At 62.8% G+C, this 22317-nt stretch carries 20 protein-coding genes; 17 read left to right on the top strand and 3 right to left on the bottom strand.

All coding sequences use genetic code 11. From position 1 onward, the window contains the following. Nucleotides 1–63 precede the first annotated feature (63 nt). Nucleotides 64–1401 (bottom strand): LysM peptidoglycan-binding domain-containing protein, encoded by a 1338-nt coding sequence (locus tag PJL15_RS17280; protein WP_281452371.1) that lies wholly within the window; start codon nt 1399–1401, stop codon nt 64–66. A 258-nt stretch (nt 1402–1659) separates the two neighbouring features. On the opposite strand from PJL15_RS17280, the gene PJL15_RS17275 reads away from it, so the two are divergent. Further along, on the top strand, nt 1660–2013 hold the full coding sequence (locus tag PJL15_RS17275) for an Rv2175c family DNA-binding protein (RefSeq protein WP_281452370.1): 354 nt from the start codon (nt 1660–1662) through the stop codon (nt 2011–2013). Between the two features lie 127 nt (nt 2014–2140). Here the strand turns inward: PJL15_RS17275 and PJL15_RS17270 are convergent, their stop codons facing one another. Next, nucleotides 2141–3235 carry a polyprenyl synthetase family protein gene (locus tag PJL15_RS17270; RefSeq protein ID WP_281452369.1) on the bottom strand — a complete coding sequence of 365 codons (1095 nt, stop codon included), beginning with the start codon at nt 3233–3235 and terminating at the stop codon, nt 2141–2143. After that, nucleotides 3232–3522 (bottom strand): hypothetical protein, encoded by a 291-nt coding sequence (locus tag PJL15_RS22645; protein WP_348651495.1) that lies wholly within the window; start codon nt 3520–3522, stop codon nt 3232–3234. Before PJL15_RS22645 ends, PJL15_RS17270 begins: the two co-directional genes overlap by 4 nt. Here PJL15_RS22645 and PJL15_RS22640 point away from each other — a divergent pair. The 16 genes from PJL15_RS22640 (at nt 3521) to ftsZ (ending at nt 22304) form a co-directional block, all read left to right on the top strand. Then, nucleotides 3521–3799: a hypothetical protein gene (locus tag PJL15_RS22640; RefSeq protein WP_348651494.1), complete on the top strand. Its 279-nt coding sequence runs from the start codon at nt 3521–3523 to the stop codon at nt 3797–3799. The two genes, PJL15_RS22645 and PJL15_RS22640, sit on opposite strands and share 2 nt — an antisense overlap. A 91-nt stretch (nt 3800–3890) precedes the next feature. Continuing rightward, the gene (gene dinB, locus PJL15_RS17260; protein WP_281452367.1) at nt 3891–5153 is read left to right on the top strand and encodes a DNA polymerase IV; all 1263 of its coding nucleotides are present in this window, start codon (nt 3891–3893) and stop codon (nt 5151–5153) included. 237 nt (nt 5154–5390) lie between these two features. Then, complete coding sequence (locus PJL15_RS17255) at nt 5391–5759, top strand: DUF3040 domain-containing protein (protein WP_281452366.1); 369 nt, start codon at nt 5391–5393, stop codon at nt 5757–5759. 411 nt (nt 5760–6170) lie between these two features. Continuing rightward, nucleotides 6171–6602, top strand: coding sequence for a division/cell wall cluster transcriptional repressor MraZ (mraZ, locus tag PJL15_RS17250; RefSeq protein WP_018779285.1), 432 nt, complete (start codon nt 6171–6173; stop codon nt 6600–6602). Between the two features lie 134 nt (nt 6603–6736). Continuing rightward, nucleotides 6737–7765 carry a 16S rRNA (cytosine(1402)-N(4))-methyltransferase RsmH gene (gene rsmH, locus PJL15_RS17245; protein WP_281452365.1) on the top strand — a complete coding sequence of 343 codons (1029 nt, stop codon included), beginning with the start codon at nt 6737–6739 and terminating at the stop codon, nt 7763–7765. Further along, a complete protein-coding gene (locus tag PJL15_RS17240; protein WP_281452364.1) occupies nt 7762–8424 on the top strand; it encodes a hypothetical protein in 663 nt (220 codons plus the stop codon). Before rsmH ends, PJL15_RS17240 begins: the two co-directional genes overlap by 4 nt. A gap of 42 nt (nt 8425–8466) precedes the next feature. Continuing rightward, nucleotides 8467–10260, top strand: coding sequence for a peptidoglycan D,D-transpeptidase FtsI family protein (locus tag PJL15_RS17235; RefSeq protein ID WP_281452363.1), 1794 nt, complete (start codon nt 8467–8469; stop codon nt 10258–10260). A gap of 103 nt (nt 10261–10363) precedes the next feature. Next, a complete protein-coding gene (locus PJL15_RS17230) occupies nt 10364–11995 on the top strand; it encodes a UDP-N-acetylmuramoyl-L-alanyl-D-glutamate--2,6-diaminopimelate ligase (protein ID WP_281452362.1) in 1632 nt (543 codons plus the stop codon). Nucleotides 11996–12001: 6 nt separating this feature from the next. Beyond that, nucleotides 12002–13492 (top strand): UDP-N-acetylmuramoyl-tripeptide--D-alanyl-D-alanine ligase, encoded by a 1491-nt coding sequence (locus PJL15_RS17225; RefSeq protein ID WP_281452361.1) that lies wholly within the window; start codon nt 12002–12004, stop codon nt 13490–13492. After that, nucleotides 13489–14598 carry a phospho-N-acetylmuramoyl-pentapeptide-transferase gene (gene mraY, locus PJL15_RS17220; RefSeq protein WP_281452360.1) on the top strand — a complete coding sequence of 370 codons (1110 nt, stop codon included), beginning with the start codon at nt 13489–13491 and terminating at the stop codon, nt 14596–14598. The genes PJL15_RS17225 and mraY overlap by 4 nt, the downstream gene beginning before the upstream one ends. Beyond that, nucleotides 14580–16169 (top strand): UDP-N-acetylmuramoyl-L-alanine--D-glutamate ligase, encoded by a 1590-nt coding sequence (murD, locus tag PJL15_RS17215; RefSeq protein WP_281452359.1) that lies wholly within the window; start codon nt 14580–14582, stop codon nt 16167–16169. The genes mraY and murD overlap by 19 nt, the downstream gene beginning before the upstream one ends. Before the next feature lie 2 nt (nt 16170–16171). After that, nucleotides 16172–17473 carry a putative lipid II flippase FtsW gene (gene ftsW / locus PJL15_RS17210; protein WP_281452358.1) on the top strand — a complete coding sequence of 434 codons (1302 nt, stop codon included), beginning with the start codon at nt 16172–16174 and terminating at the stop codon, nt 17471–17473. Nucleotides 17474–17479: 6 nt separating this feature from the next. Next, the gene (gene murG, locus PJL15_RS17205) at nt 17480–18595 is read left to right on the top strand and encodes an undecaprenyldiphospho-muramoylpentapeptide beta-N-acetylglucosaminyltransferase (protein ID WP_281452357.1); all 1116 of its coding nucleotides are present in this window, start codon (nt 17480–17482) and stop codon (nt 18593–18595) included. Beyond that, the gene (murC, locus tag PJL15_RS17200; protein WP_281452356.1) at nt 18592–19962 is read left to right on the top strand and encodes a UDP-N-acetylmuramate--L-alanine ligase; all 1371 of its coding nucleotides are present in this window, start codon (nt 18592–18594) and stop codon (nt 19960–19962) included. The genes murG and murC overlap by 4 nt, the downstream gene beginning before the upstream one ends. After that, a complete protein-coding gene (locus PJL15_RS17195; RefSeq protein ID WP_281452355.1) occupies nt 19955–20866 on the top strand; it encodes an FtsQ-type POTRA domain-containing protein in 912 nt (303 codons plus the stop codon). Before murC ends, PJL15_RS17195 begins: the two co-directional genes overlap by 8 nt. Nucleotides 20867–21083: 217 nt before the next feature. Beyond that, nucleotides 21084–22304, top strand: a complete 1221-nt coding sequence (gene ftsZ, locus PJL15_RS17190; RefSeq protein WP_281452354.1) for a cell division protein FtsZ — start codon at nt 21084–21086, stop codon at nt 22302–22304. Nucleotides 22305–22317: the final 13 nt, after the last annotated feature.

Here is a 22317-nt window from a genome sequence, read left to right as displayed (position 1 = left end):
AGACTTCGGAAGGGGCCCGAATCCCCGTGGGATGCGGGCCCCTTCCGAGGTGCCGGGACGGGCCTAGCCGAACGTACGCTGGCGTGCCTTGATTGATTCGACGTAGCGCTTGGTGTCGTCGTACATGCCGTACTTGCTCACCGAATACTGGCCTTGGTAGTAGCCGGCTATGGCAGTATCCAGGTCTTTGCTGGTGGCCACCAAGGCGCGGATGATGGCCACGCCCGCCGTGGCATTGTCGTAAGGGTCCAGCAGGTTGAGCTTCCGGCCTACCAGGTCGGAGGCCCACTGGCCGGAGGACGGAATGACCTGCATGGTGCCAATGGCGTTTGCGGGGGATACCGCCCGCTGGTCGAAACCGGATTCCTGCTCCGCGAATGCCAGAGCCAGGGACGGGCTGACGCCCATGCGCCGCGCTGTATCAGCAACAATGGTCTTCATTTCTGCGCGGCTCGGCACAGGAGACGCGTTGAGGAGCGCCTTGTTTTCATTGGCCGAGTTGACCACGGCCGGGGGATAGGTGAAGCCAAGGAAAGTGCTGGGCACCAGGGGAGTGGTTTCCCCGGCCGGCTGCAGGCTGCCACCCGGGATGGTGAGCTTCTGGCCCGGGTAGATGACCGTAGTTGCGGTCACATTGTTGGCCGACATGAGCGCGGACAGGGACACTTTGAGCCGCGAGGCGATGGAGCTGAGGGTGTCACCGGCCTTGATGGTGTACGAACCTGTACTTGCCAAGGGAGCCGGTGCCGGTGCCGGGGCGGGAGCCGGAGTTGCAGGCGTTGAAGGAGCCGAGCCGCCGCTGACCTTGATCTTCTGCCCCGGATAGATGATGGAGCTCCCATTGAGGTTGTTCCAGCTGAAAATGCTGGACAGGGGCACTCCGTGCTTGGCTGCAATGCCGCCGAGGGTATCCCCGGAGACCACCGTGTAGACAGTGGCGCTGCTCGTGGAGCCGGATGGTGCCGGAGCGCTGGGTGCCGGCGCGGCAGGAGCAGTGCCGGTGAGCTTGATGCTCTGACCGGGGTAAATCAGCGACGTGGGAGTCAGCTTGTTCAGCTGGAGTACGGCGGCGGTATCCAGGTTGAAACGGCGTGCAATGGCGCTGACGGTATCGCCGCGAACCACCGTATAGCTGTCCGGAACAGCGGGAGCCATGGGCCGGAGCGCCGCCGGAAGTGTCGCGGCAACGGCCTGGGCGGGGATCACCGTGCCGGCAGTGACGGCTTGTGCCTTCATTGCGGCAGCGAGCGTGGCCGGAATCTTGCGCGGTTGGGGGGCGGGCGCCGCGATGGATGGTTGAGCCAACGCAAGCGACGACAAAACCACAGCGGGAAGCGCGGCCGTGGTTGCCGCGATAACGGGCATGCTCATGGTTCGTTTCGGCGAGCGGGGCGTCGTCATGAAAGAGTCCTCATCTCAAACAGCGGGGGTTGATTGTTAACGCTGTTGTCAGTGTTGCCAATGTTACTGATGTTATCAATGGTGCAAGTGTGATCAGTGTGAATCTCTCATACTTATTCAATTGGCACAACAATTCCTGCTACGGAAGATTGTTGAGGCCATTTGTTGGTATGCAAATTGCAACTTGGGGGCGCATCTGCGGTGCGCCTTTCACGCCCCGGCTAGGCGAGGGGCGGGGCGGCATGGCAACCTTGATCCGTGAGTAATGTAGAAAGCCTTGTTTCCGAGTGGTTGCCGCTTCCGGATGTTGCCGAGCTGCTGGAAGTTTCCATCACCAAAGTCCACGGACTTCTGGATGAGCGTGCGCTGGTCGCCATCAGGCAGGGAGAACGGAATATCCGCTCGATCCCGGCCTTGTTTATTCAAGATGGCCATGTTGTAGACAGCTTGAAAGGGACCGTCGCGGTCCTCAGCGATGCCGGCTACAACGACGAAGAGCTGATCATCTGGCTGTTTACTCCCGATGAATCGCTGCGTGGCCGTCCCATCGATGCCCTGCGAGAGGGCCGCAAAACGGAGATCAGGCGCCGCGCCCAGTCCTTGGCCTGGTAATTGCGCCGCTCAATTTCCCAAGTGAATACGACTTAAAGCGACGACGACGGCGGTCCCCATCCGCCGTCGTCGTCGCTTCATGTCTTTTGCCTCAAGTGGCTCCGGGCAGCCATGCCGGCTTTTGGACTCAGGCGGCCCGGCTGACCGCCGCTTCGGCGAGTTGGCCCAGTGCCAGAAGCGGGACCTCGTCCAGTGGCAAACGTTCCAAGGCCTCGAAGGCGTCTTTGCTCAGCTGTTCGATCAAAGACTCCGTAGCGTCCAAAGCACCGCACTCAACCATGAGGCGGCGGATCCTGGCGACGTCCTCTTCGGCGAGATCCGGATCGCCCAGCACACGGTCAAGGTAGGCTGCGTCGGCCTCTGAAGCCAGATTAAGGGCAAAGCCCACAAGCACAGTGCGTTTACCCTCCCGCAGGTCATCGCCCGCAGGCTTCCCTGTGGTGGCTGGGTCGCCGAAGACCCCAAGGACGTCGTCGCGCATCTGGAACGCCTCACCGAGGGGCAGCGAGAAACTGGAGTATCCCGCAATCAGTTCCGCAGGAGCGCCGGCAAGTGCTCCGCCCAACGCCAGTGGATGTTCTGTGGAGTACTTCGCCGACTTGTAGCGGATGATCGACCTGGCGCGGTCCACGGACGCGGCGCGGTCGCGCACAGGGCCGGCCACTTCTTCGAGGATGTCAAGGTATTGGCCGGCCATTACCTCTGCCCGCATGACATTGAAGATACGGCGTGCGGCGCTTCCCGACCGGGCCCGGGGTCCAATCTCGGTGAAAGACTCCTCGCTGAAAGAGAGGCAGAGATCGCCGGTCAAAATTGCGGCGGCATCGCCGAAGTGTTCACTGTCCAGTGCCCAGCCATTCGCCTCGTGGAGTTGGCTGAAGCGTTTATGGACGCTTGGGCCACCGCGTCGGGTATCGGAACGGTCGATGATGTCGTCGTGGATCAGTGCTGCTGCCTGAAAGAGCTCCAGGGCACAACCGGCAGTGACGATGTCCGGATCCCCGGCGAGGCCACCCGCTCCACGCCAACCCCAGTAGCACATCAGCGCCCTCAGCCGCTTTCCCCCTGTCACCAACGTCGATATTGATCCTATGAGCGGAGCGACGTCCGGCGAGACTGTGGCCATGACGTCCCTTTGCTCTGACAAGAACCCGTTGAGGCTGCCGGCGACGCCGTCAATGAAACTCGCTTGCTCAGCTGCTACGTCGGAGGAGAGCGTCACTTGATGGACCCGGCCGCCACGTTGGCGCCGATGGTGAAGGTGGAGACGCCTTCCTTTTGCATGATGGAAACGTTCACTGTTTCACCATCTCCGCGGACAAAGTCCAGAGACGTGACGTTGCCTACCGCTTCCGGACCGGGAACCAGTTTGAATCCCTGGGCTTCCAGCGAAGATTTGTAATAGTCCACCACGCCCTCCGGGGGCGCCTTGATCGTTCCGACGAGCGCCACGGTGGCCAGGGAGGCATTCTTGTCGAAGCTGCTGGAGCGCACCGAGGTTTTCGGCATGACCGGGATGAGCTTCTCCGGGAATCCGGGGACCAGTGCGTTGACCGTGGCAGTGGCATCAGGGGCCGGGGCGCCGGATTCGGTAGCCCCCGTGGTTTGGGGGGATGCTGTGCTGCCGCCCGAGGAAGCGGTCCCGGTGGGCGTCGAGGTGGACGAAGCAGGCGACGACGAGGAACTGCCGGAGGCTGATGGCGCCGCCGAACCGCTGGGCGACGGGGTGCACGCGGAGGCCGCCACTGCGACACTGACTGCGAGCAGGGCAAACCCTCGCGATTGAGGAGTTCCAAAGAGCTTCACAGGTATCCTTCCTGGGGCTGAGCCGGACTTTGCCTCCAGTTTAGTCAGTGCCCGGGCATAGTATTGCCGTTGTGAGGCAGGAAGCACCCGGTGGCGAGTCAAACGCCGGCAACAGGCCAGCCCGCAGTGCTGGAGACGCCCTGCGGGAATTGCGGCGAACCAGCATTCTGCACGTCGACATGGACGCCTTCTTTGTCTCCGTGGAACTCCGCAGCCGTCCCGAACTCCGCGGCAAGCCCGTGATCGTGGGATTCCCCGCCGAGCGGTCCGTGGTTCTTTCCGCCTCCTATGAAGCCCGGGCCACGGGGGTGAAGTCCGCCATGCCGATGTCCATCGCGATGAGGCGGTGTCCCACGGCGGTGGTCATCAATCCACGCCACACCCTGTACTACGAGGTCTCTGCGCAGCTCATGGAGATCTTCGCCTCAATTACGGACTTGGTGGAGCCGCTGAGCGTGGACGAAGCTTTCCTGGATGTCGGTGGTGCCATCCGCAGGCTGGGGGCACCCCTGGGCATCGGCCACCTGATTAGGCGAAGGGTCCAGTCCGAGCTGGGGATCACGGCTTCGGTGGGTATTGCCGGTACCAAGTTCGTCGCCAAGATCGCCTCCACGCGGTGTAAACCCGATGGCATCCTGCAGATCGACGCCGACGACACCCTTTCCTACCTTCACTCACTTCCCGTCAGCGCACTCTGGGGCGTAGGTGGGAAGACCGGCGAGGTACTGGCACGCATGGGCATCCGCACGGTCGCTGACGTGGCTGCAACACCGCTTTCTTCCCTGAAAAAAGTCCTTGGGGCAAGCGGGGAGCACGTCCACCGGCTGTCCATGGGCATTGATCCGCGGCCGGTAACGCCAACCAGGCTTGAAAAGAGCATTGGGGCTGAAGAAACGTTCTCCGTTGACACGGCCGATAATGCCTTGCTGCACAGGGAGTTGTTGCGGCTGTCCCATCGCACGGCAAGCCGTCTTCGCAGTTCCGGAATGCTTGCGCGGACAGTTGCTTTGAAACTCCGCTACGCCGACTTCTCCACGGTCTCGCGCAGCCGCACCGTTCACACTCCCGTGGACAGTGCACAACTGATCTACCAAGTGGCAGTACAGCTCCTGGAGTCCCTGGGGCCCCGCTCCATGAGCGTCAGGTTGGTTGGCGTGCGGGCCGAGCAATTGGAACCTGCCGGTCAGACATCGATGCAATTGAGTTTGGACCGCCGCGATGACAACTGGCGGGCCGCCGAACAGGCCCTGGACCGGGTTTCCCAGCGCTTTGGGTCCAAAACCCTGCTCCCTGCCCGGCTCCTTGAACCCGGCAAGCCTGCCTCGGACAGATGATCCCTGTGACCTTGGTCCCGCCAGGCCCGGGCGTCTTTCAGAACGGCCCCCGACAAACTATCCTATTTATTACAGAGATTTAGATCGTCTGGACAAACTGTTTCCTGAACAGTCGGCCCCGGGATCCCCGCTGAACCAAGAGGGTATTTTGGGAACGAAATTCTTGGTCCGATCGTTGGGTAAACAGACGCACAGGACGCGTTGTGTCCAGACGCTGGCTGACTAAAGGAGGTCGCGATGCCCCTCTCGGAGCACGAACAGAAGCTGCTTGAGCAACTTGAAAAGCAACTTCATGAGGACGATCCGAAGTTTGCCAACACCATGGGTTCGGATCCCATCCGCAGCTGGTCAACCCGGCATGTCATCATTGGCGTCCTTGGCGCGATTGCCGGCATTCTTCTCCTGCTCGTTGGCGTTTCCTTGCAGGCGATACCCGTGGGTGTCCTCGGCTTCATCGTCATGGGTGCTGGTGTGTACTTCGCGACGTTGCGTGGATCGTCCTTTGGAAAGGCCGGCAAGGGAAAGTCCGCGAAGGCCAAGCCCAAGAGCACCTTCATGAGCAGCCTCGAAGAGCGCTGGGATGAACGGCGTCGCGACGACCACTGACGAAGGGCGTACCTGCAGTCCCGGCAGTATGACCACGGTGAGTCAGGCGTGCCACTGATCCTTCCCAGGTTTGAACAAAGGACCCGCTAAGCGGGTCCTTTCGCATTTAAGCACCCTGCACCACCATCTCCACTTTCCTCCCCCGCAGCGTTAAATTCCGACCCTGCACGGCTCCCAGGTGGCGTTCAGGGTTCTTGGCAACGCCACCTTGGCCAGCAGGGCGGTTATGCCCCCACTTCACTCCACCACCGGGAAATCCGCGCCAATACGGCCTGGCGGAATCTCAAAGTGGTGGAGAAACACCCCCAAGTGCGTTGACTGTGGGGCGTTGTGGAGTAAAGTGGAGCGCATAAGAGGGTAGTGGCAGTGTTGGGTATGTGCGGGCACCTTGACTGAGGGGCGGTGGGGCCAGTGTTTCTGGGCACTCACTCTCCGCGTCTCGACGAAAAGGGCCGGATCATACTTCCCGCCAAGTTCCGCGAGGAGCTTGCAGAGGGTTTGGTTCTCACGAGGGGCCAGGAGCGCTGCATCTACGTCTTCAGCCAGAAGGAATTCGAACGTATCCACGAGTCGATGCGGGAGGCACCACTGTCTTCCAAGCAGGCCCGTGACTACATCCGGGTTTTTCTGTCCGGGGCCTCGGATGAAGTACCTGACAAGCAGGGGCGCGTGACTATTCCGCCAGCGCTCCGTGCATACGCAGGCTTGGGAAGGGAACTGGCCGTGATCGGTGCCGGTACCCGTGCTGAGATCTGGGATGCCGATGCTTGGAACGAGTACCTCAACGAGAAGGAAGCAGCCTTCTCGGAAACGGATGACGACAATCTGCCCGGGTTCATCTAACCGGTCAGTGGAAGCAGTACCGCTTCTTGAATGGGATCTCCAGCCGCCCATCGAACAGTCTTCCTGGCTCAACTTCCCCTGAGCCAGGCCGGCGGGACGATAGGCGCGGATGGGGATCCGATTCAAGAATCACCATGAACGTAACTGAGGAAAGAGGAGGCAGCGTGGAAGAGCAGGACGCGGCAAAGCCCACATCGGAGCGCCACGTGCCCGTCCTGAAAGACCGCTGCATCAACCTGCTCGCTCCCGGCTTTGAGGCTGCGAGGAGTCGGGGAGAAACTCCCGTTGCCATCGATGCGACGCTCGGCATGGGCGGACACTCCGAGGCGATGCTGCAACGCTTCCCCGATCTTCACCTGGTTGGCATTGACAGGGACGAGGAAGCACTTTCCCTGGCCGGTGCCCGGTTGGAACCCTTTTCGCGGCGCACCGACCTTGTCCACGCCGTGTATGACGAGATCGAGGACGTACTGGCTGACCTTGGCATCACGGAGGTCCACGGAATTCTGATGGACCTGGGGGTGTCCTCCTTGCAGCTGGACGAACGCGAACGCGGTTTCGCCTACTCCTACGATGCCCCGTTGGACATGCGCATGGACACGAGCCGTGGGCAGACGGCGGCTGACGTCGTGAACAACTACAGCGAAGAAGACCTGGTCCGCATCATCCGCAAATGGGGTGAAGAGAAGTTTGCCGGACGGATCGCCAACAGGATCGTGAACGCCAGGGTGGAAAAGCCTTTCGCCACCACGGGCGAGCTTGTGGAGCAGATCCGCAGTGTGGTGCCGGCGGCGGCAGCCAAAAGCGGGGGACATCCGGCCAAGCGTACGTTCCAGGCCCTGCGGATTGAGGTCAACGAGGAACTCGATGTCCTGGAGCGCGCAGTTCCGGCTGCCGTGGCATCCACGGCACTGGGTGGACGCGTGGTGGTGATGTCCTACCACTCGCTGGAAGACAAGATCGTGAAGTCCGTGTTCCAGAAGGGCTCGAAATCCTCGGCGCCGCTCGGCTTCCCCGTGGAGCTCGAAGAACACAAACCTGAATTGAAGACCATCACCAAAGGCACGGAAGTGCCCACGGCGGCAGAAATCGCCGAGAATCCTCGAGCGGCTTCCGCGCGACTGAGGGCCGTCGAACGAATTAAACCGAGGAGAGACGCATGAGCAACGCCGCAGCGAGGACTTTGCCCTCCGTGGTGGGCAACACTGCCCGCGCGCTTCCGACGCCCGCCGGGAAGCCCGATGTCGCCCGCAGGCCGCGCACCCCGCTCTCCGTGGTACGCAGTGCCCCGGGCAGGCGCAGGACCCCGTTCGTGGTGCTGTGCTTCGTTGCCATGGCCGCGGCTCTCCTGACTGTGTTGGTCCTGAACATCTCCGTGTCCACTGCGCAGTACCAGCTGGTGCAGCTCAAGGCCCAGGCAGCAACCCTCAACAAGGAAAACCAGGACCTGACACAGAAGAAACAGAATTACGAAGCTCCCCAGAATCTGGCTGCCAAGGCGACAGAATTGGGAATGGTTCCTTCCACGGTCAAAGGCCAGATCGACCTGAACACGATGACTGTGACCGGGAAGGCTACTCCCGCGGTCAAGGGTGAGAACCCGGGGGCTGTCCTGGCTCCTCCCGCCGTGGGAGGAGTGCTGGACGTTGTACCCTCGGTAACCACCAAGGAACCGTTGGAGAACCTTAAGCCAGTTACACCCGTGGCGCCGGCAACCCAGGCAACCCCGCCGGCAACTCCGGCTTCCCCGGCAGCGACACCGCCGGTGGACCTTCACGGAGGGTCGGTCCCGGCCCCCGAACAGAAGACACCCGGACAGTAGTCCATCCGTCCACTGAACCAAGGCCAGCAGCAAGGAATCAACGTGGCTCAGAACCCCGGCACATCGAAAAAAGCGACGCCGGCGGCACGAAGGCGGCTGCGCGTGGGGCTCGGCATCATGCTGACCCTGCTGCTGGTAGTGGGCGGCAAGTTGTTCATGGTGCAGGGCTTGGACATGGGTGGAATGGCCGAAGCTGCCCTTGCCAAGCGGCTGACCCCCCAAGTCCTCCCTGCCGAGCGCGGCCAGATCCTGGATGCCAACGGCACGGTCCTGGCAAGCAGTGTCATCAGGTACAACATCGTGGTCGACCAGACGGTGAACACCAGTACTGAGACATTCCACCGGTACAACGAGAAGACGGAAAAGCTCGACGAAATCACCCGTGACCAGGGCATTGCGGACCTGGCTGCCCTCCTGGGGACAGACGTTGCCAAGGTGCGTGAGTCCCTGACGGGGGATAAGCAGTACTTCGTGGTGGCCAAGGACATCAAGCCCGAGCTCGAGGACCGGATCTCCAAGCTGTACATCCCGGGACTAAGGGCAGAAGGCATCAGCAAGCGTGTCTACCCCAACGGCAGCGTGGCCGGCGGGGTGATTGGCTTCCTGAAGGACGGGACCACCGGCCAGGCGGGCATTGAGCAAACGCAGGACGAGATTCTGCGCGGTACCGAAGGCAAGCGCGTTTTCGAGATCGGCGCTGACGGCCTCCGGATCCCGGTGGCCACCGATGAACTGACTCCCGCCGTGGACGGCAGTGACGTCAAATTGACCATCAATACGGACATCCAGTATTTCGCCCAGCAGGCCATCCAGAGCCAGGTGAACAAGATGAACGCCGAATGGGGTTCCATCGTGGTGATGGACACGAAGACCGGAAATCTCATCGCCATGGCCGACACCAACGCCCCGGACCCGAACGACCCCGGCAAGGTTGATGCCAAGGACCGTGGCGTGCGTTCGGTCACTGCCGCCTATGAGCCCGGTTCCGTCCAGAAAATGATCACGGCCGCCGCAGCCATCGAGGAAGGCAAGTCCTTCCCGCTGGACCATTTCACCATTCCGCCCTCCTACACCATTGACGGACAAACTTTCACCGACGCTTTCGAGCACGGAACCGAAGAACGCACCCTTGCAGGCATCCTCGGCTGGTCGATGAACACCGGCACCGTGATGGTTGGAAGCCGCCTGACCAAAGAGCAGCGGTATGACTACCTGAAGAAATTCGGCATCGGCGAGCAGCCGGACATCGGCCTGCCGGGAGAAGCGTCGGGCATCCTTGCCACGCCCGACCAGTGGGACGAACGCCAGCAGTACACGGTGCTCTTTGGCCAAGGCGTATCGCAATCGACACTCCAGACCGTCCGGGCTTTCCAGAGCATCGCCAACAACGGCGTGATGCTTCAGCCGAGGCTGATTGACGGCTACATCGGTCCCGACGGCCAGGAACAAAAGGCCCCCGCCAAGGACCCAAGCCAGGTGGTCTCCAAGGAGACCGCCCAGCAGGTCCGGGACATCCTGGAAAGTGCCGTGACCGAAGGACAGATCAAGGACGCCGCCATAGACGGCTACCGTGTGGGAGCCAAGACCGGTACGTCCCAGGCCCCACGGGAGGACGGATTGCCTGGATTCGACGGCTACACAGCCTCGATGGTCGGCATGGCCCCCATGGATGACCCCCGGTTCATCGTGGAAGTGGTCCTGCAGCGCCCCAAGGGGAACATCTACGGGATCACCAACGGTCCTGTGTTCCGATCGGTAATGTCGCAGGTACTGAGGACCTACAACGTGGCCCCCTCCACCGGCACTCCCGCGCGGCTTCCCCAGTTCGTCAAGTAAGCTTCTTGGGCGTCTGTTTCGGCCCCACTTCGATCCACTACTAAACGGCCCGGGCGCCGCTGGCCCCCGGCCGGTCGTTCCACGAGCACCAACGGAGAACCACGTGTCAGAGCACAAAGAGGCAGCTTCCAATACCGCGACACCGGACGCCGGACGGTCAGGTTTCCGTCCCGCATCCGTGGCTGCGGTGCCCCTTGCCACCATTGCCAACGCGTTGGGAGTGGCTGCCCCGGACGGCAGCCAGGACCTCGGCGTTACCGGCATTACGCTCAATTCCCGCGCTGTGGAAGCGGGCGACCTCTACATGGCACTGCCGGGTGCCACTCGCCACGGGGCCGACTTCGTTCCCCAGGCCGTCGACGCCGGCGCCGTCGCGGTGGTGACGGACGACGCCGGTGCACGCCAGCTTGCGCTGGCAGCCGAGCAGCCCGTCCCTGTCCTGATCGTCGATGAGCCGCGGGCCGCCGTCGGACCATTGTCTGCGCTGATCTACCGCAGCCAACCGGAAGATGCTGCTTTTCCGTCGCTTTTCGGTGTCACCGGCACCAACGGCAAGACCACAACCACCTACTTCATCAACTCCCTGTTGCGCGCCCTTGGCAAGCGGCCGGGATTGATCGGGACCATCGAGATCGTGGCCGGGGGCGAGCCGATTCCGAGCCTCCTGACCACGCCGGAGTCCACGGATGTCCACGCACTGCTTGCCTTGATGCGCGAGCGGGGACTCGATGCTGCATCCATGGAGGTGTCCTCGCACGCGATCTCGTACCGGCGGGTGGACTCCGTCATGTTCGAGGTGGCCGGATTCACCAACCTCACGCAGGATCACCTGGACCTGCACGGCAGCATGGAGGAGTACTTCAACACCAAGGCCGAACTCTTCACCGCCGGACGTGCGCGCCGTGCTGTAGTGACGGTGGACGACGAATGGGGACGCAAGCTTGCCGGGCTCGCCGATATCCCGGTGACGACTCTTTCGGCCACCAGCGACGACGCTGACTGGCACGTCTCTTCCATCAATCCTCGTGGACTGGGGTCGGAATTCGAACTGAAGCACACGGACGGCCGGACCCTGCGCGTCCACACGGGTTTGCCGGGGGACTTCAACGTAGCCAACGCCGCGTTGGCCACGGTCATGGTACTGGCGTCCGGAGTGGACATGGCAGAGCTCCAGGAAGCCCTGGATCAGTATGATCCCTTCACCGTGGCCGTTCCCGGCCGGATGCAGTTGGTCTCCACTGAACCTGCTTCAGTTGTTGATTTTGCCCACAATCCTGATGCCCTTTCCCGTGCGTTGGAGGCGGTTCGCTCGCCCCAGGACGGCTCCCGGGTGATCGTGGTCTTTGGCGCAACCGGCCAACGCGACCAAGGCAAAAGACCCACCATGGGCGCCATCGCGGCCCGCTTGGCCGACGTCGTGATCATCAGCGACGACGACCCCCACGACGAGGACGCCGCGGCTATCCGCGCCGAGGTGCTGGCGGGCGCCTACGCAGCGCGTGACGAAGAGAACCTGGGCAGCGAGATCATCGAGTCATACCCGAGGGATGCCGCCATCCGGTTGGCCGTAGACCTTGCGACGCCGAAGGACACCATCCTCATCGCAGGACGCGGCCACGAGGTGTGGCAGGAAGTAAAAGGCGTAAACCTCGCCCTGGATGACAGGGTCGAGTTGAGGGCTGCCTTGACATCCAAGGGATTCAGCGTTTCACCGGACCAGCGGATAGAGTCCTAAACCGAGATGATTGCACTTACTGCGGCGGAGATCGCCGACATCACCCATGGCCGTTTGACCGGAGATCCGGGCATCGTGCCTTCCTCTGTGGTCACTGACTCACGGGAAGCCACCCCGGGTTCGCTCTATGTGGCCAAGCCTGGCGAGCATGCCGACGGCCACGACTTCGTCGACGCCGCCTTCGACCGTGGTGCTGTCCTGGTCCTGGCCGAACGCGACGTGGCCGATGCCAACGGCAGCCCGTATCCCGCCGTCGTGGTGGACGATGCTGTCCTGGCCATGGGCGCCCTGGCCGCTGAAGCCGTCCGGCGCATCCGGGCCGAGCGTGAGCAGCGCGGCGAGGAGTTCACGGTTATCGGGATTACCGGGTCCGCCGGCAAGACCACAACCAAAGACCTCCTTGCCGGTGTGTTGTCCACCGCAGGGGCCACGGTAGCGCCGCAGGGCTCCTACAACGGCGAGGTTGGCGTACCGCTCACGGTTTTCGCAGCTGACGCCGGGACCCGCTACCTGGTCATCGAAATGGGCGCTACGGGCCTGGGCCACATCAAGTACCTGGCCGGGATGGTCAAACCAGACATCGGCGTAGTCCTGGTGGTTGGCACGGCCCACGCCGGCGAGTTCGGTGGGGTGGAGAACATAGCCAAGACCAAGGGCGAGCTGGTGGAAGCACTTGGAGAGCACGGTACGGCCGTGCTCAACCTCGACGACGGCCGCGTGGCCGCCATGCGTTCACGAACCACCGCGAAAGTCCTCGGATTCACGGCACAGCCGGCAACCAACGAAGAGGTCGAAGCCCGCAACGTGGTGGTCGACGCCCAGGGCTTCCCAGGTTTTGATCTGGTACTTCCCGACGGCGGCCCTTCCGTGCCGGTTCGAAGCCGCCTGATCGGTGCCCACCATGTGACGAACCTGTTGGCAGCCGGTGCGGCAGCCTTCGCTGCGGGTATTCCGGCAGCGGATATCGCGGCGTCGTTGAGTTCGCAGTCGGCGGCCAGCCGTTGGCGGATGGAACGCACGGAACGCGAAGACGGCGTCACCATCATCAATGATGCCTACAACGCGAACCCGGAATCCATGCGTGCCGCGCTGCGTACACTGGCGGACCTTGGCCAGGGCAGGAGGACCTGGGCTGTCCTGGGCGCCATGCTCGAGCTCGGGGAAGACTCCATCCGTGAGCACACTGCGGTGGGCACCCAGGTGGTCCGGCTGAACATCTCCCGGCTGGTGGTTGTTGGCCGCGAAGCCCGTGCCCTGTACGTTTCCGCGATCCAGGAAGGCTCATGGGGTGACGAGTGTTCCTTCACCGAGACCGTGGAGGAAGCCTATGAGCTCCTGCAGAACGAACTGAGGCCCGGCGACCTCGTCCTCTTCAAGTCCTCCAACGGTGTGGGGCTGAGGCATTTGGGTGATCGGATAGCATTACCTCCACGGGCCGAGCCCATCGGAGAAAACGCGGCTGAAGATGCCGCAAGCGAAGGGAACGAGCTGCTGTGATTGCACTTTTGATCGGCGCCGGCGTCGCCCTTCTGGTGGCCTTGATTGGCACACCCCTGTTCATCAGGTTCCTGGTGGCCAAGAGCTATGGGCAGTTCATCCGTGATGACGGACCCACCTCGCACCACACCAAGCGCGGTACCCCCACCATGGGCGGAACCGTCGTGGTGGCGGCGGTGCTCATCAGCTACTTCGTGACCCACCTGATCATGTGGATGATGAACCCGCACTCTGCCGGGCCGTCGGCTTCCGGGCTGCTCCTGCTGTTCCTGATGGTCGGCATGGGTTTTGTGGGTTTCCTGGATGACTACATCAAGATCTCGAACAAGCGCAGCCTGGGCCTGAATGCCCGTGCCAAGCTCATCCTCCAGGCCGCCGTCGGCATTATTTTCGCCGTGCTGGTCCTGCAATTCCCCAACGAGGACGGGCTGCGTCCGGCGTCCACGCAGATCTCGCTGGTACGTGACATCCCTTGGCTGGACCTAGCCTTCGGCGGCACTGTCCTGGGTGCGATCCTGTTCATTGTGTGGTCGAACCTGATCATTACGGCAGCCACGAATGGAGTGAACCTCACCGATGGCCTGGATGGGTTGGCGGCCGGTGCGTCCATCATGGTCTTCGGTGCCTACACCATCATGGGAATCTGGCAGAACAACCAGGCCTGTGGGTCTCCCAAGGAAGCTGGCAGCGGTTGCTACCAGGTCCGGGACCCCATGGACCTGGCTTTGCTCGCCGCGATCCTCAGCGCTGCGCTGGTGGGGTTCCTTTGGTGGAATACTTCACCGGCCAAGATCTTCATGGGAGACACCGGCTCGCTGGCTATTGGCGGAGCCGTGGCGGCTTTTGCCATTCTTTCCCGCACTGAACTTCTGCTGGCTTTCATCGGAGGCCTGTTCGTCCTCATCACCTTGTCGGTCATCATCCAGGTGGGCTTCTTCAAGCTCTCCGGCGGTAAACGGGTCTTCAAAATGGCCCCGCTCCAACACCACTTTGAATTGAAGGGCTGGGCGGAAGTCACCGTGGTGGTCCGGTTCTGGATCCTTGCCGGACTCTTCGTGGCCGCAGGCCTGGGAATCTTCTACGCTGAATGGGTAGTGCTGCTGTGAACGAAAACCCGGAGACCATGTCATCTTCATCGGATCGGCTCAAAGACCTGACCAGCTGGGATTCCAACTGGAGCGGGCTGCGGGTCGTGGTGACGGGAATCGGCCTGTCCGGCTTCTCCGCCGCCGATACCCTGATCGAGCTGGGAGCCAAGGTGGTGGTCGTGGATGCTGCAACCACCGACAAAGCCTTGGCGCAGGCCGACACCCTGAAGATCGTGGGCGCCGTTGATGTCCTGTTGGGCGAGGAAGCTGTCAACACCCTCCCACTGATCGATGACGCCTTGCCCGACCTTGTGGTGACCTCGCCCGGGTGGCGGCCGGACCAGGCACTGCTGGCAGCTGCGAAGCGCAAGCACATCCCGGTGTGGGGCGACGTCGAACTCGCATGGCGCCTGCGCGTCCGCGAAGGACGCAAGACGGCCGACTGGCTGACGATCACCGGCACCAACGGCAAGACCACCACAGTGGGGATGACGGAGTCCATGCTGCAGGCGGCCGGGCTGAAGGCCATCGCTGTGGGCAACGTGGGAACGCCGATCCTTGATGCGCTCCGGGATCCGGTGGACTACGACGCTTTCGCTGTGGAGCTCTCCAGCTTCCAGTTGCACTGGAGCCACTCCCTTTCGCCAGTGGCGAGTGTGTGCCTCAACGTCGCCGAGGACCACGTGGACTGGCACGGCTCCTATGCCTCCTACCTCGCAGACAAGGCCAAGGTGTATGAAAACACCCGGAAGGCCGCGATCTACAACGCCGAGCAAATCGAGACGGAACGCATGGTTGAAAATGCGGACGTGGTGGAGGGTTGCCGTGCCATCGGGTTCACCACCAACACGCCTGCGATCAGCATGCTGGGAGTGGTGGACGGCCTGTTGGTGGACCGCGCCTTCATCGCCGAACGCAAGGATTCTGCGGCCGAACTCGCTGCCATGACCGATCTTGGGCCGGTGGCCCCGCGGCACATGGTGGCCAATGCGCTTGCCGCCGCGGCTCTGGTGAGGGCGTACGGTGTGGAGCCTTCAGCCGTGAAGCAGGGCCTGGTCAATTACCTGCCCGGCGCGCACCGCATCCAGCTGGTTGCCAAGCACAACGACATCCTGTGGATCAACGACTCGAAGGCAACCAATCCGCATGCGGCTTCAGCGGCGCTCTCGGCTTTCCAGAATGTGGTGTGGATTGCCGGTGGCCTGTCCAAGGGCGTCAACTACGACGACCTGGTCAAGGAACATGCCCGCCGTCTCAAGGCCGTAGTCCTCATTGGAACCGACACTGCCCAGTTGGAGGCCTCCCTCCAGCGACACGCGCCCGATGTCCCGGTGATACCCCAGCCAAAGGGTGACACTGGGAAGGTGCAGACCGCAGCCGGTAACGCCGCTTCGCCTATTTTTGGCGAGACCATCATGGCCCAGGCCGTGGCGTCCGCGGCCGGCGTGGCTACCTCAGGCGATACCGTCCTCATGGCACCAGCGGCTGCATCCATGGATCAGTTCTCTTCCTACGCTCACCGTGGCGACGCATTCGTCCAGGCAGTTCGCGAGCTTGTGGAAGGGCAGGCACAGACCACCGAGGAGTAACAATGGTCAGCACGCCCACCCGCACCCGCGGCAAAGAGCCACGGGACGGGAAGAACAAGGCCACGCCCTCAGTCGGCAGGCAGCCCAAGGGGCTTCGCCGGCACTGGCGCAGCTTCTGGGAGAGCCTTGAAGGCAAAAGCAAGGCTCCCAACAGCTCCACCTACTACCTCATCCTCGGTTGTGCCCTGGCATTGACTGCCATCGGCATCATGATGGTGTTGTCCGCCTCCAGCGTCGAGGCCATTTCGGAGGGCAAGTCGCCCTACGCCGACGCCCTGAAGCAGGCCGTGTTCGGCGTTGTCGGGCTGATAGCCATGTATGTGATTTCGCGGACCAACGTGAACTGGATGAAGAAGCTGTCCTGGTGGGCACTCGGCGCCGTGGTGGTCCTTCTTGCCTTGGTCCAGGTCATGGGCAACAGCGTCAATGGCAACAAGAACTGGATCGACCTCGGTGGTGTCACGCTCCAGCCTTCGGAAATGTCCAAGCTGGTCCTTTGCGTGTGGATTGCTGCGGTGCTCGCGCGGAAGCAAAAACTCCTTAACCGCTGGATGCATGTGATCATCCCGGTGGTCCCGGGCGCGGGCCTGGTCATTGGCCTGGTCATGCTCGGCAATGACCTTGGAACGGTCATTGTCATTGCGGCCATCGCTGCGGCCGGACTCTACTTTGCCGGTGTCCCTGGACGCATGCTGGGCATCGCTGGAGTTGTCGGCCTGATCGGTGCCACCCTTGCCACGGTCAGCAGTGCCAACCGCATTTGCCGGATCACCTCCTGGTTGGGCACGGCCTCTGCAACATGCACCGAGCAGTTCGACTTTGATTTCCAGTCAACCAACGGCATGTATGGCCTGGCGCAGGGGAGTTGGACCGGCCTGGGCCTTGGCCAGAGCCGGCAGAAGTACAACTGGCTGCCTGAAGCCCACAACGACTTCATTTTTGCCATCATCGGCGAGGAACTCGGCTTGGTGGGAACCATCGTGGTCCTGGTGCTTTTCGCCATCCTGGGCATCGCTATTTTTCGCGTTGTGGTTCGCCAGACCGACCCGTTCCAACGGACCCTGGCCGGTGGGATCATGGTGTGGCTCCTGGGCCAGGCGAGCATGAACATGGCAGTGGTAACGCAGTTGCTGCCCGTGGTGGGAGTGCCTTTGCCGTTCATCTCCTACGGCGGTTCGGCACTGATCATGTCCCTTTGTGGTGTGGGCGTAGTGTTGTCCTTGGCCCGCGGCCAGCTGCCACCACAGCAACGTCCACGATTCCTGCCGCGCCGTTCACCCAAACCCGCACGAAAGCGTACCTAGCACTTCATGACTTCTGATCCGCATGCGTCCAAGCCTTTGTCCGTCGTCCTCGCAGGCGGCGGAACTGCCGGGCACATCAGTCCTCTGCTGGCCATTGCTGATGCCATCAAGGAAAAGCGTCCGGAGGCGTCCATACTGACTGTTGGCACGCCGTCGGGCATGGAAACCAGGCTCATTCCGGCAGCCGGGTACCAGCTTGCCACCATCGACCGCGTTCCCTTCCCGCGGCGGCCTTCCGTTGACCTGGTCAAGCTTCCCGGCCGCCTCAGCGGGGCTATCAAGCAAGCCAGGCGGATCCTGGAAGAAGCACAGGCCGACGTCCTGGTCGGTGTGGGCGGCTATGTCTGCACTCCCATGTACCTCGCGGCCCGGAAACTGCGTATTCCGATCGTTGTCCACGAGGCCAACATGAAGGCGGGGCTGGCCAACCGCGTCGGTGCCCGGTTCAGCAACCACGTCGCTGTGGCTTTCGCGGGTACCCGCCTGAAGGGCGCCCGGCACGTCGGGATGCCAATGCGCCGCGCCATCTCCACGCTCGACCGGGGCACGGCCGGTCCTGCCGCCAAAGCCAGGCTCGGTCTCGATCCTGACCGTCCGGCCCTGATAGTGACCGGTGGTTCCTCCGGCGCCCTCAGCATCAATCGCGCCATCGCCGCGGCTTTGCCGGCATTCGCTGCCGCCGGCGTCCAGACCCTCCACATCACCGGGGTTGGCAAAGCGGTCAAGAATGACGACGGCGGCCTGCTCGCCGGCGACGGCTACCGCCAGGTTGAGTACGTGGACGGGATGGAGAACGTCTACGCTGCGGCCGATGTCCTGCTGGCCCGTGCGGGCGCGGGAACGGTCAGCGAGGTCGCCGCTGTTGGCGTGCCGGCAGTCTTTGTGCCCTTGCCGATCGGAAACGGGGAGCAGGCCTTGAACGCGGCCCCCTTGGTGGAAGCCGGTGGCGCCTTGTTGATCCAGGACCAGGACCTTGGCCCTCAGTGGCTGGAAAAGGAACTTGTTCCGCTGCTCTCGGATCGCAGCAGACTTGAGGGCATGGCCCGGAAATCCGAAGCCCTCGGTATTAGAAACGCCGATCAGCGCATGGCTGATCTTGTCCTGGAAGCGGTATCCGCATGAGCACCAGCATCGCCCCTCTCGAGAACCTTGGCCGGGTCCACTTCATAGGTATCGGCGGCGTCGGCATGTCCGCCGTGGCCAGGATCATGGTTGCCCGTGGCGTGCCGGTGAGCGGAAGCGACGCCAAGGATTTGCCTGTCATGCAGGATCTCGCCGCTGCCGGTGCACGCATCGCGGTGGGATACGACGCTGCGAACCTTGGTGATGCCCAAACCGTCGTTGCCGGATCAGCCATCCGGGCCGACAACCCCGAGCTCGTGGCGGCACGGGACTCGGGATTGCCTGTGCTGCACCGCTCCGAAGGCCTGGCAGCCACCATGGCGGGCCATCGCGTGGTCACAGTTGCCGGTACTCATGGCAAGTCCACTACGACGTCCATGATCGCGGTCCTGCTCAAGGAAGCTGGACTGGACCCGACCTTTGCCATTGGCGCAAATGTTCCGGCACTGGGGGTCAATGCGGCGCACGGCTCCTCGGACATTTTCGTAGCCGAAGCCGATGAGTCCGATGGCTCGTTCCTGAACTACCAGCCGCTCATCTCGGTGGTGACCAACGTCGAAGCGGACCATCTGGACCATTACGGGACGCCGGAAGCCGTGTTTGCTTCCTTCGACGCTTTCGCAGCATTGTTGCCTGCCGAGGGCGTCCTGCTTGCTTGCGCCGACGACCCCGGGGCGCTTGCCCTGGCCCAGCGCACCGCAGCGGCGGGAACTACCCGCGTACTGACCTACGGAACATCTCCCGATGCCGACATCAGGCTCCACGACGGTGGGCCTGGCAATGTGTCGGTAGGGCTCGGAGGTGACATTCACGGTCTTGAACTCAAGGTCCCCGGACGCCACAATGCGCTGAACGCGGCAGCCGCCTTCGCCGTCGCACTTGAGCTCGGTGTGGCTCCCGCCGCAGCCGCGGCAGCGTTGGGCCACTTCACCGGGGCCTCGCGGCGCTTCGAACTCAAGGGACAGGTGAGGGGCGTCCGGGTGTACGACGACTACGCCCACCATCCCACGGAGGTCCGCGCTGCCCTCTCTGCAGCCCGCTCGGTAGCGGGAGGCAACAAGGTCCACGTTCTCTTCCAGCCGCACCTGTTCTCCCGCACCCGGGAATTCGCCTCGGAATTCGCTTCAGCCTTGGACGCAGCAGACACTGCCCTGGTCCTGGACATCTATCCTGCGCGCGAGGACCCCATCCCGGGCGTCACCAGTTCGTTGATTTCAGATCAGCTCTCCAGCGGACGCCTTGTGACCGGAGCCGAGGCCGTGGACGCCATTGTGAAGGTTGCGGGGGAGGGCGATGTGGTGATCACTGTTGGGGCCGGAGACGTCACTGCCTACGGGCCTGTCATCGTGGAGGCCTTGGGTGGCTAGCACCCGCAAACCAACGTTCAAACCGGCTGCCCGCCAGGCAGAACCGGCAGGGAACCGTCCTGCAAAGACCGGCGGCAGCGCATCGGGTGGCATCATCAGCGCCCAGCGGGACCTTGAACCTGACGTGGAGTCGCCTGGGAAGCCCGCGGGGAAGGCATCCAGGTCCTCCGGTTCACCCGAGGGCAACGTCATTGCCTTTCCCGAGCCCAAGCGCAGGCGTCAACGCCGCATGGTGTGGTGGACGGTTTCGGTGGTCGGTGCCTTCGTTGCAGTCCTGATCGCTGGAGCCATCTTCTCTCCGGTGCTGGCGGTTCGGACCATCACGGTTGACGGGACCACGCTGCTGACGCCCGACGCCGTCAAGGAGGCGTTGTCGGGCCTTGAGGGAAAGCCGCTGCCCCAGGTCAGCGAAAAGGAAATCAACCAGCTCCTCAAGCCCCTGGTCCAGGTCCGTTCGGCAACCATGGAGGCCCGGCCACCGTCCGGGCTGTTGGTGCACGTCAACGAGCGTGTTCCGGTGGCACTGTTGAAGCAGGCTGATTCCTACATCATGGTTGATGTTGACGGAGTCCAGCTGGGGGCTACCCAGGATCCTTCTGCCGTGGCCCTGCCGTTGATCGATGCCGGCGCCGCATCAACGAACACGGAATTGTTCAAGGCGATCGCTGCCGTTCTGGATACTTTGCCGGCAGACGTCCGGGCAAGGATGTCCACGGCTTCAGCGGCTTCACCCGACGCGGTGGAGCTAAAGCTGGTGGACGGAAAGACGGTAGTGTGGGGCAATGCCGAGGACAGGGAACTGAAGGCGAAAGCGCTCGAGGCGTTGCTCAAGATGCCGGCCGATCCCAAGATTCCCGTCAGCGTCTACGATGTCAGCGTTCCGCGGCATCCATTCACCAAATAAGCAGCTTTGAGAATGTAACCCTGCAGCCGGCGGTAGCCTTAATTCGCGACATTCACACGACACGCGCAAGCGGTCATTGCATGTGCGAACCATAGGAAATACCGTCGCAGTAGAGTTACTTGACATAACTATAACCTTCAACTAGAGGGTTAAGGTCCAAGGATTCAAGTTGGACTCGATCAGTTTCGCTATAGGACACAAGCAAGGGGCACGAAACGTGGCAGCACCGCAGAATTACCTGGCCGTCATCAAGGTCGTCGGCATCGGCGGCGGTGGCGTGAACGCAGTCAACCGCATGATCGAGGTCGGCCTTCGGGGAGTCGAGTTCATCGCCATCAATACTGACGCGCAGGCGCTGCTCATGAGCGACGCCGACGTCAAGCTTGACGTCGGCCGCGAACTGACGCGCGGCCTCGGCGCAGGCGCAAATCCGGAGGTCGGCAAGCAGGCTGCCGAGGACCACGCTGATGAGATCGAAGAGGTTCTCCGCGGCGCTGACATGGTCTTCGTTACCGCCGGAGAAGGCGGTGGCACCGGAACCGGTGGCGCTCCCGTGGTTGCGCGCATCGCCCGCTCCCTGGGTGCGCTGACCATTGGCGTTGTGACCCGCCCCTTCACGTTCGAAGGCCGTCGTCGTGCCGGTTCCGCCGAGGCAGGCATTGACGCGCTCCGCGACGAAGTCGACACCTTGATCGTCATCCCCAACGATCGCCTCCTGTCCATCAGCGACCGCAACGTCTCCGTCCTGGATGCCTTCCGTTCCGCTGACCAGGTGCTCCTTTCAGGTGTCCAGGGCATCACGGACCTCATCACCACTCCCGGCCTGATCAACCTTGACTTCGCCGACGTCAAGTCGGTCATGCAGGGCGCTGGCTCGGCACTGATGGGCATCGGCTCGGCCCGCGGTGAGGACCGCGCCGTCAAGGCAGCGGAGCTTGCCATCGCCTCCCCGCTCCTGGAAGCTTCCATCGACGGCGCCCACGGCGTGCTGCTCTCCATCCAGGGTGGTTCGGACCTGGGCCTCTTCGAAATCAACGAGGCAGCCCGCCTTGTCCAGGAAGTCGCCCACCCCGAGGCCAACATCATCTTTGGTGCTGTCATCGACGATGCCCTGGGCGATGAAGCGCGCGTTACGGTTATTGCCGCAGGTTTCGACGACGTCAAGGCCACTTCGCCCTCCATGGACCAGTCCCGTCCGGCCCAGAACCCCGTACCGGCGGACCGACCGGCAGCGCCGTCCAGCGCGCCGTCGAACGCTGCTGCTCCGCAGCACGCAACGGCAGGTATCGGCGCCGCCGGCTTGAGCAACTGGGGCCAGCAGCGTCCTTCCGCCCTGCCCGCCGATTCTGGCTTCGACGTCGATCTCCCGGCAGTAGTGGAACCGGATCTTTCGGGCAGCCGCTCGGACGACCTCGACGTTCCCGACTTCCTGAAGTAACACCCGTTCGGAG

Source organism: Paenarthrobacter nitroguajacolicus, from assembly GCF_029952445.1.
GTDB classification, from domain to species: domain Bacteria; phylum Actinomycetota; class Actinomycetes; order Actinomycetales; family Micrococcaceae; genus Arthrobacter; species Arthrobacter nitroguajacolicus_B.
This window is presented reverse-complemented; position numbering and strand designations above follow the sequence as displayed.

What these genes read in the sequence shown, in the direction of transcription:
- PJL15_RS17280 (WP_281452371.1), bottom strand. Translation starts at nt 1,401, where the DNA reads ATGACGACGCCCCGCTCGCCGAAACGAACCATGAGCATGCCCGTTATC.
- PJL15_RS22640 (WP_348651494.1), top strand. Translation starts at nt 3,521, where the DNA reads ATGACCGGGATGAGCTTCTCCGGGAATCCGGGGACCAGTGCGTTGACC.
- PJL15_RS22645 (WP_348651495.1), bottom strand. Translation starts at nt 3,522, where the DNA reads ATGCCGAAAACCTCGGTGCGCTCCAGCAGCTTCGACAAGAATGCCTCC.
- PJL15_RS17255 (WP_281452366.1), top strand. Translation starts at nt 5,391, where the DNA reads ATGCCCCTCTCGGAGCACGAACAGAAGCTGCTTGAGCAACTTGAAAAG.
- rsmH (WP_281452365.1), top strand. Translation starts at nt 6,737, where the DNA reads ATGAACGTAACTGAGGAAAGAGGAGGCAGCGTGGAAGAGCAGGACGCG.
- PJL15_RS17240 (WP_281452364.1), top strand. Translation starts at nt 7,762, where the DNA reads ATGAGCAACGCCGCAGCGAGGACTTTGCCCTCCGTGGTGGGCAACACT.
- PJL15_RS17225 (WP_281452361.1), top strand. Translation starts at nt 12,002, where the DNA reads ATGATTGCACTTACTGCGGCGGAGATCGCCGACATCACCCATGGCCGT.
- murD (WP_281452359.1), top strand. Translation starts at nt 14,580, where the DNA reads ATGGGTAGTGCTGCTGTGAACGAAAACCCGGAGACCATGTCATCTTCA.
- ftsW (WP_281452358.1), top strand. Translation starts at nt 16,172, where the DNA reads ATGGTCAGCACGCCCACCCGCACCCGCGGCAAAGAGCCACGGGACGGG.
- murG (WP_281452357.1), top strand. Translation starts at nt 17,480, where the DNA reads ATGACTTCTGATCCGCATGCGTCCAAGCCTTTGTCCGTCGTCCTCGCA.
- murC (WP_281452356.1), top strand. Translation starts at nt 18,592, where the DNA reads ATGAGCACCAGCATCGCCCCTCTCGAGAACCTTGGCCGGGTCCACTTC.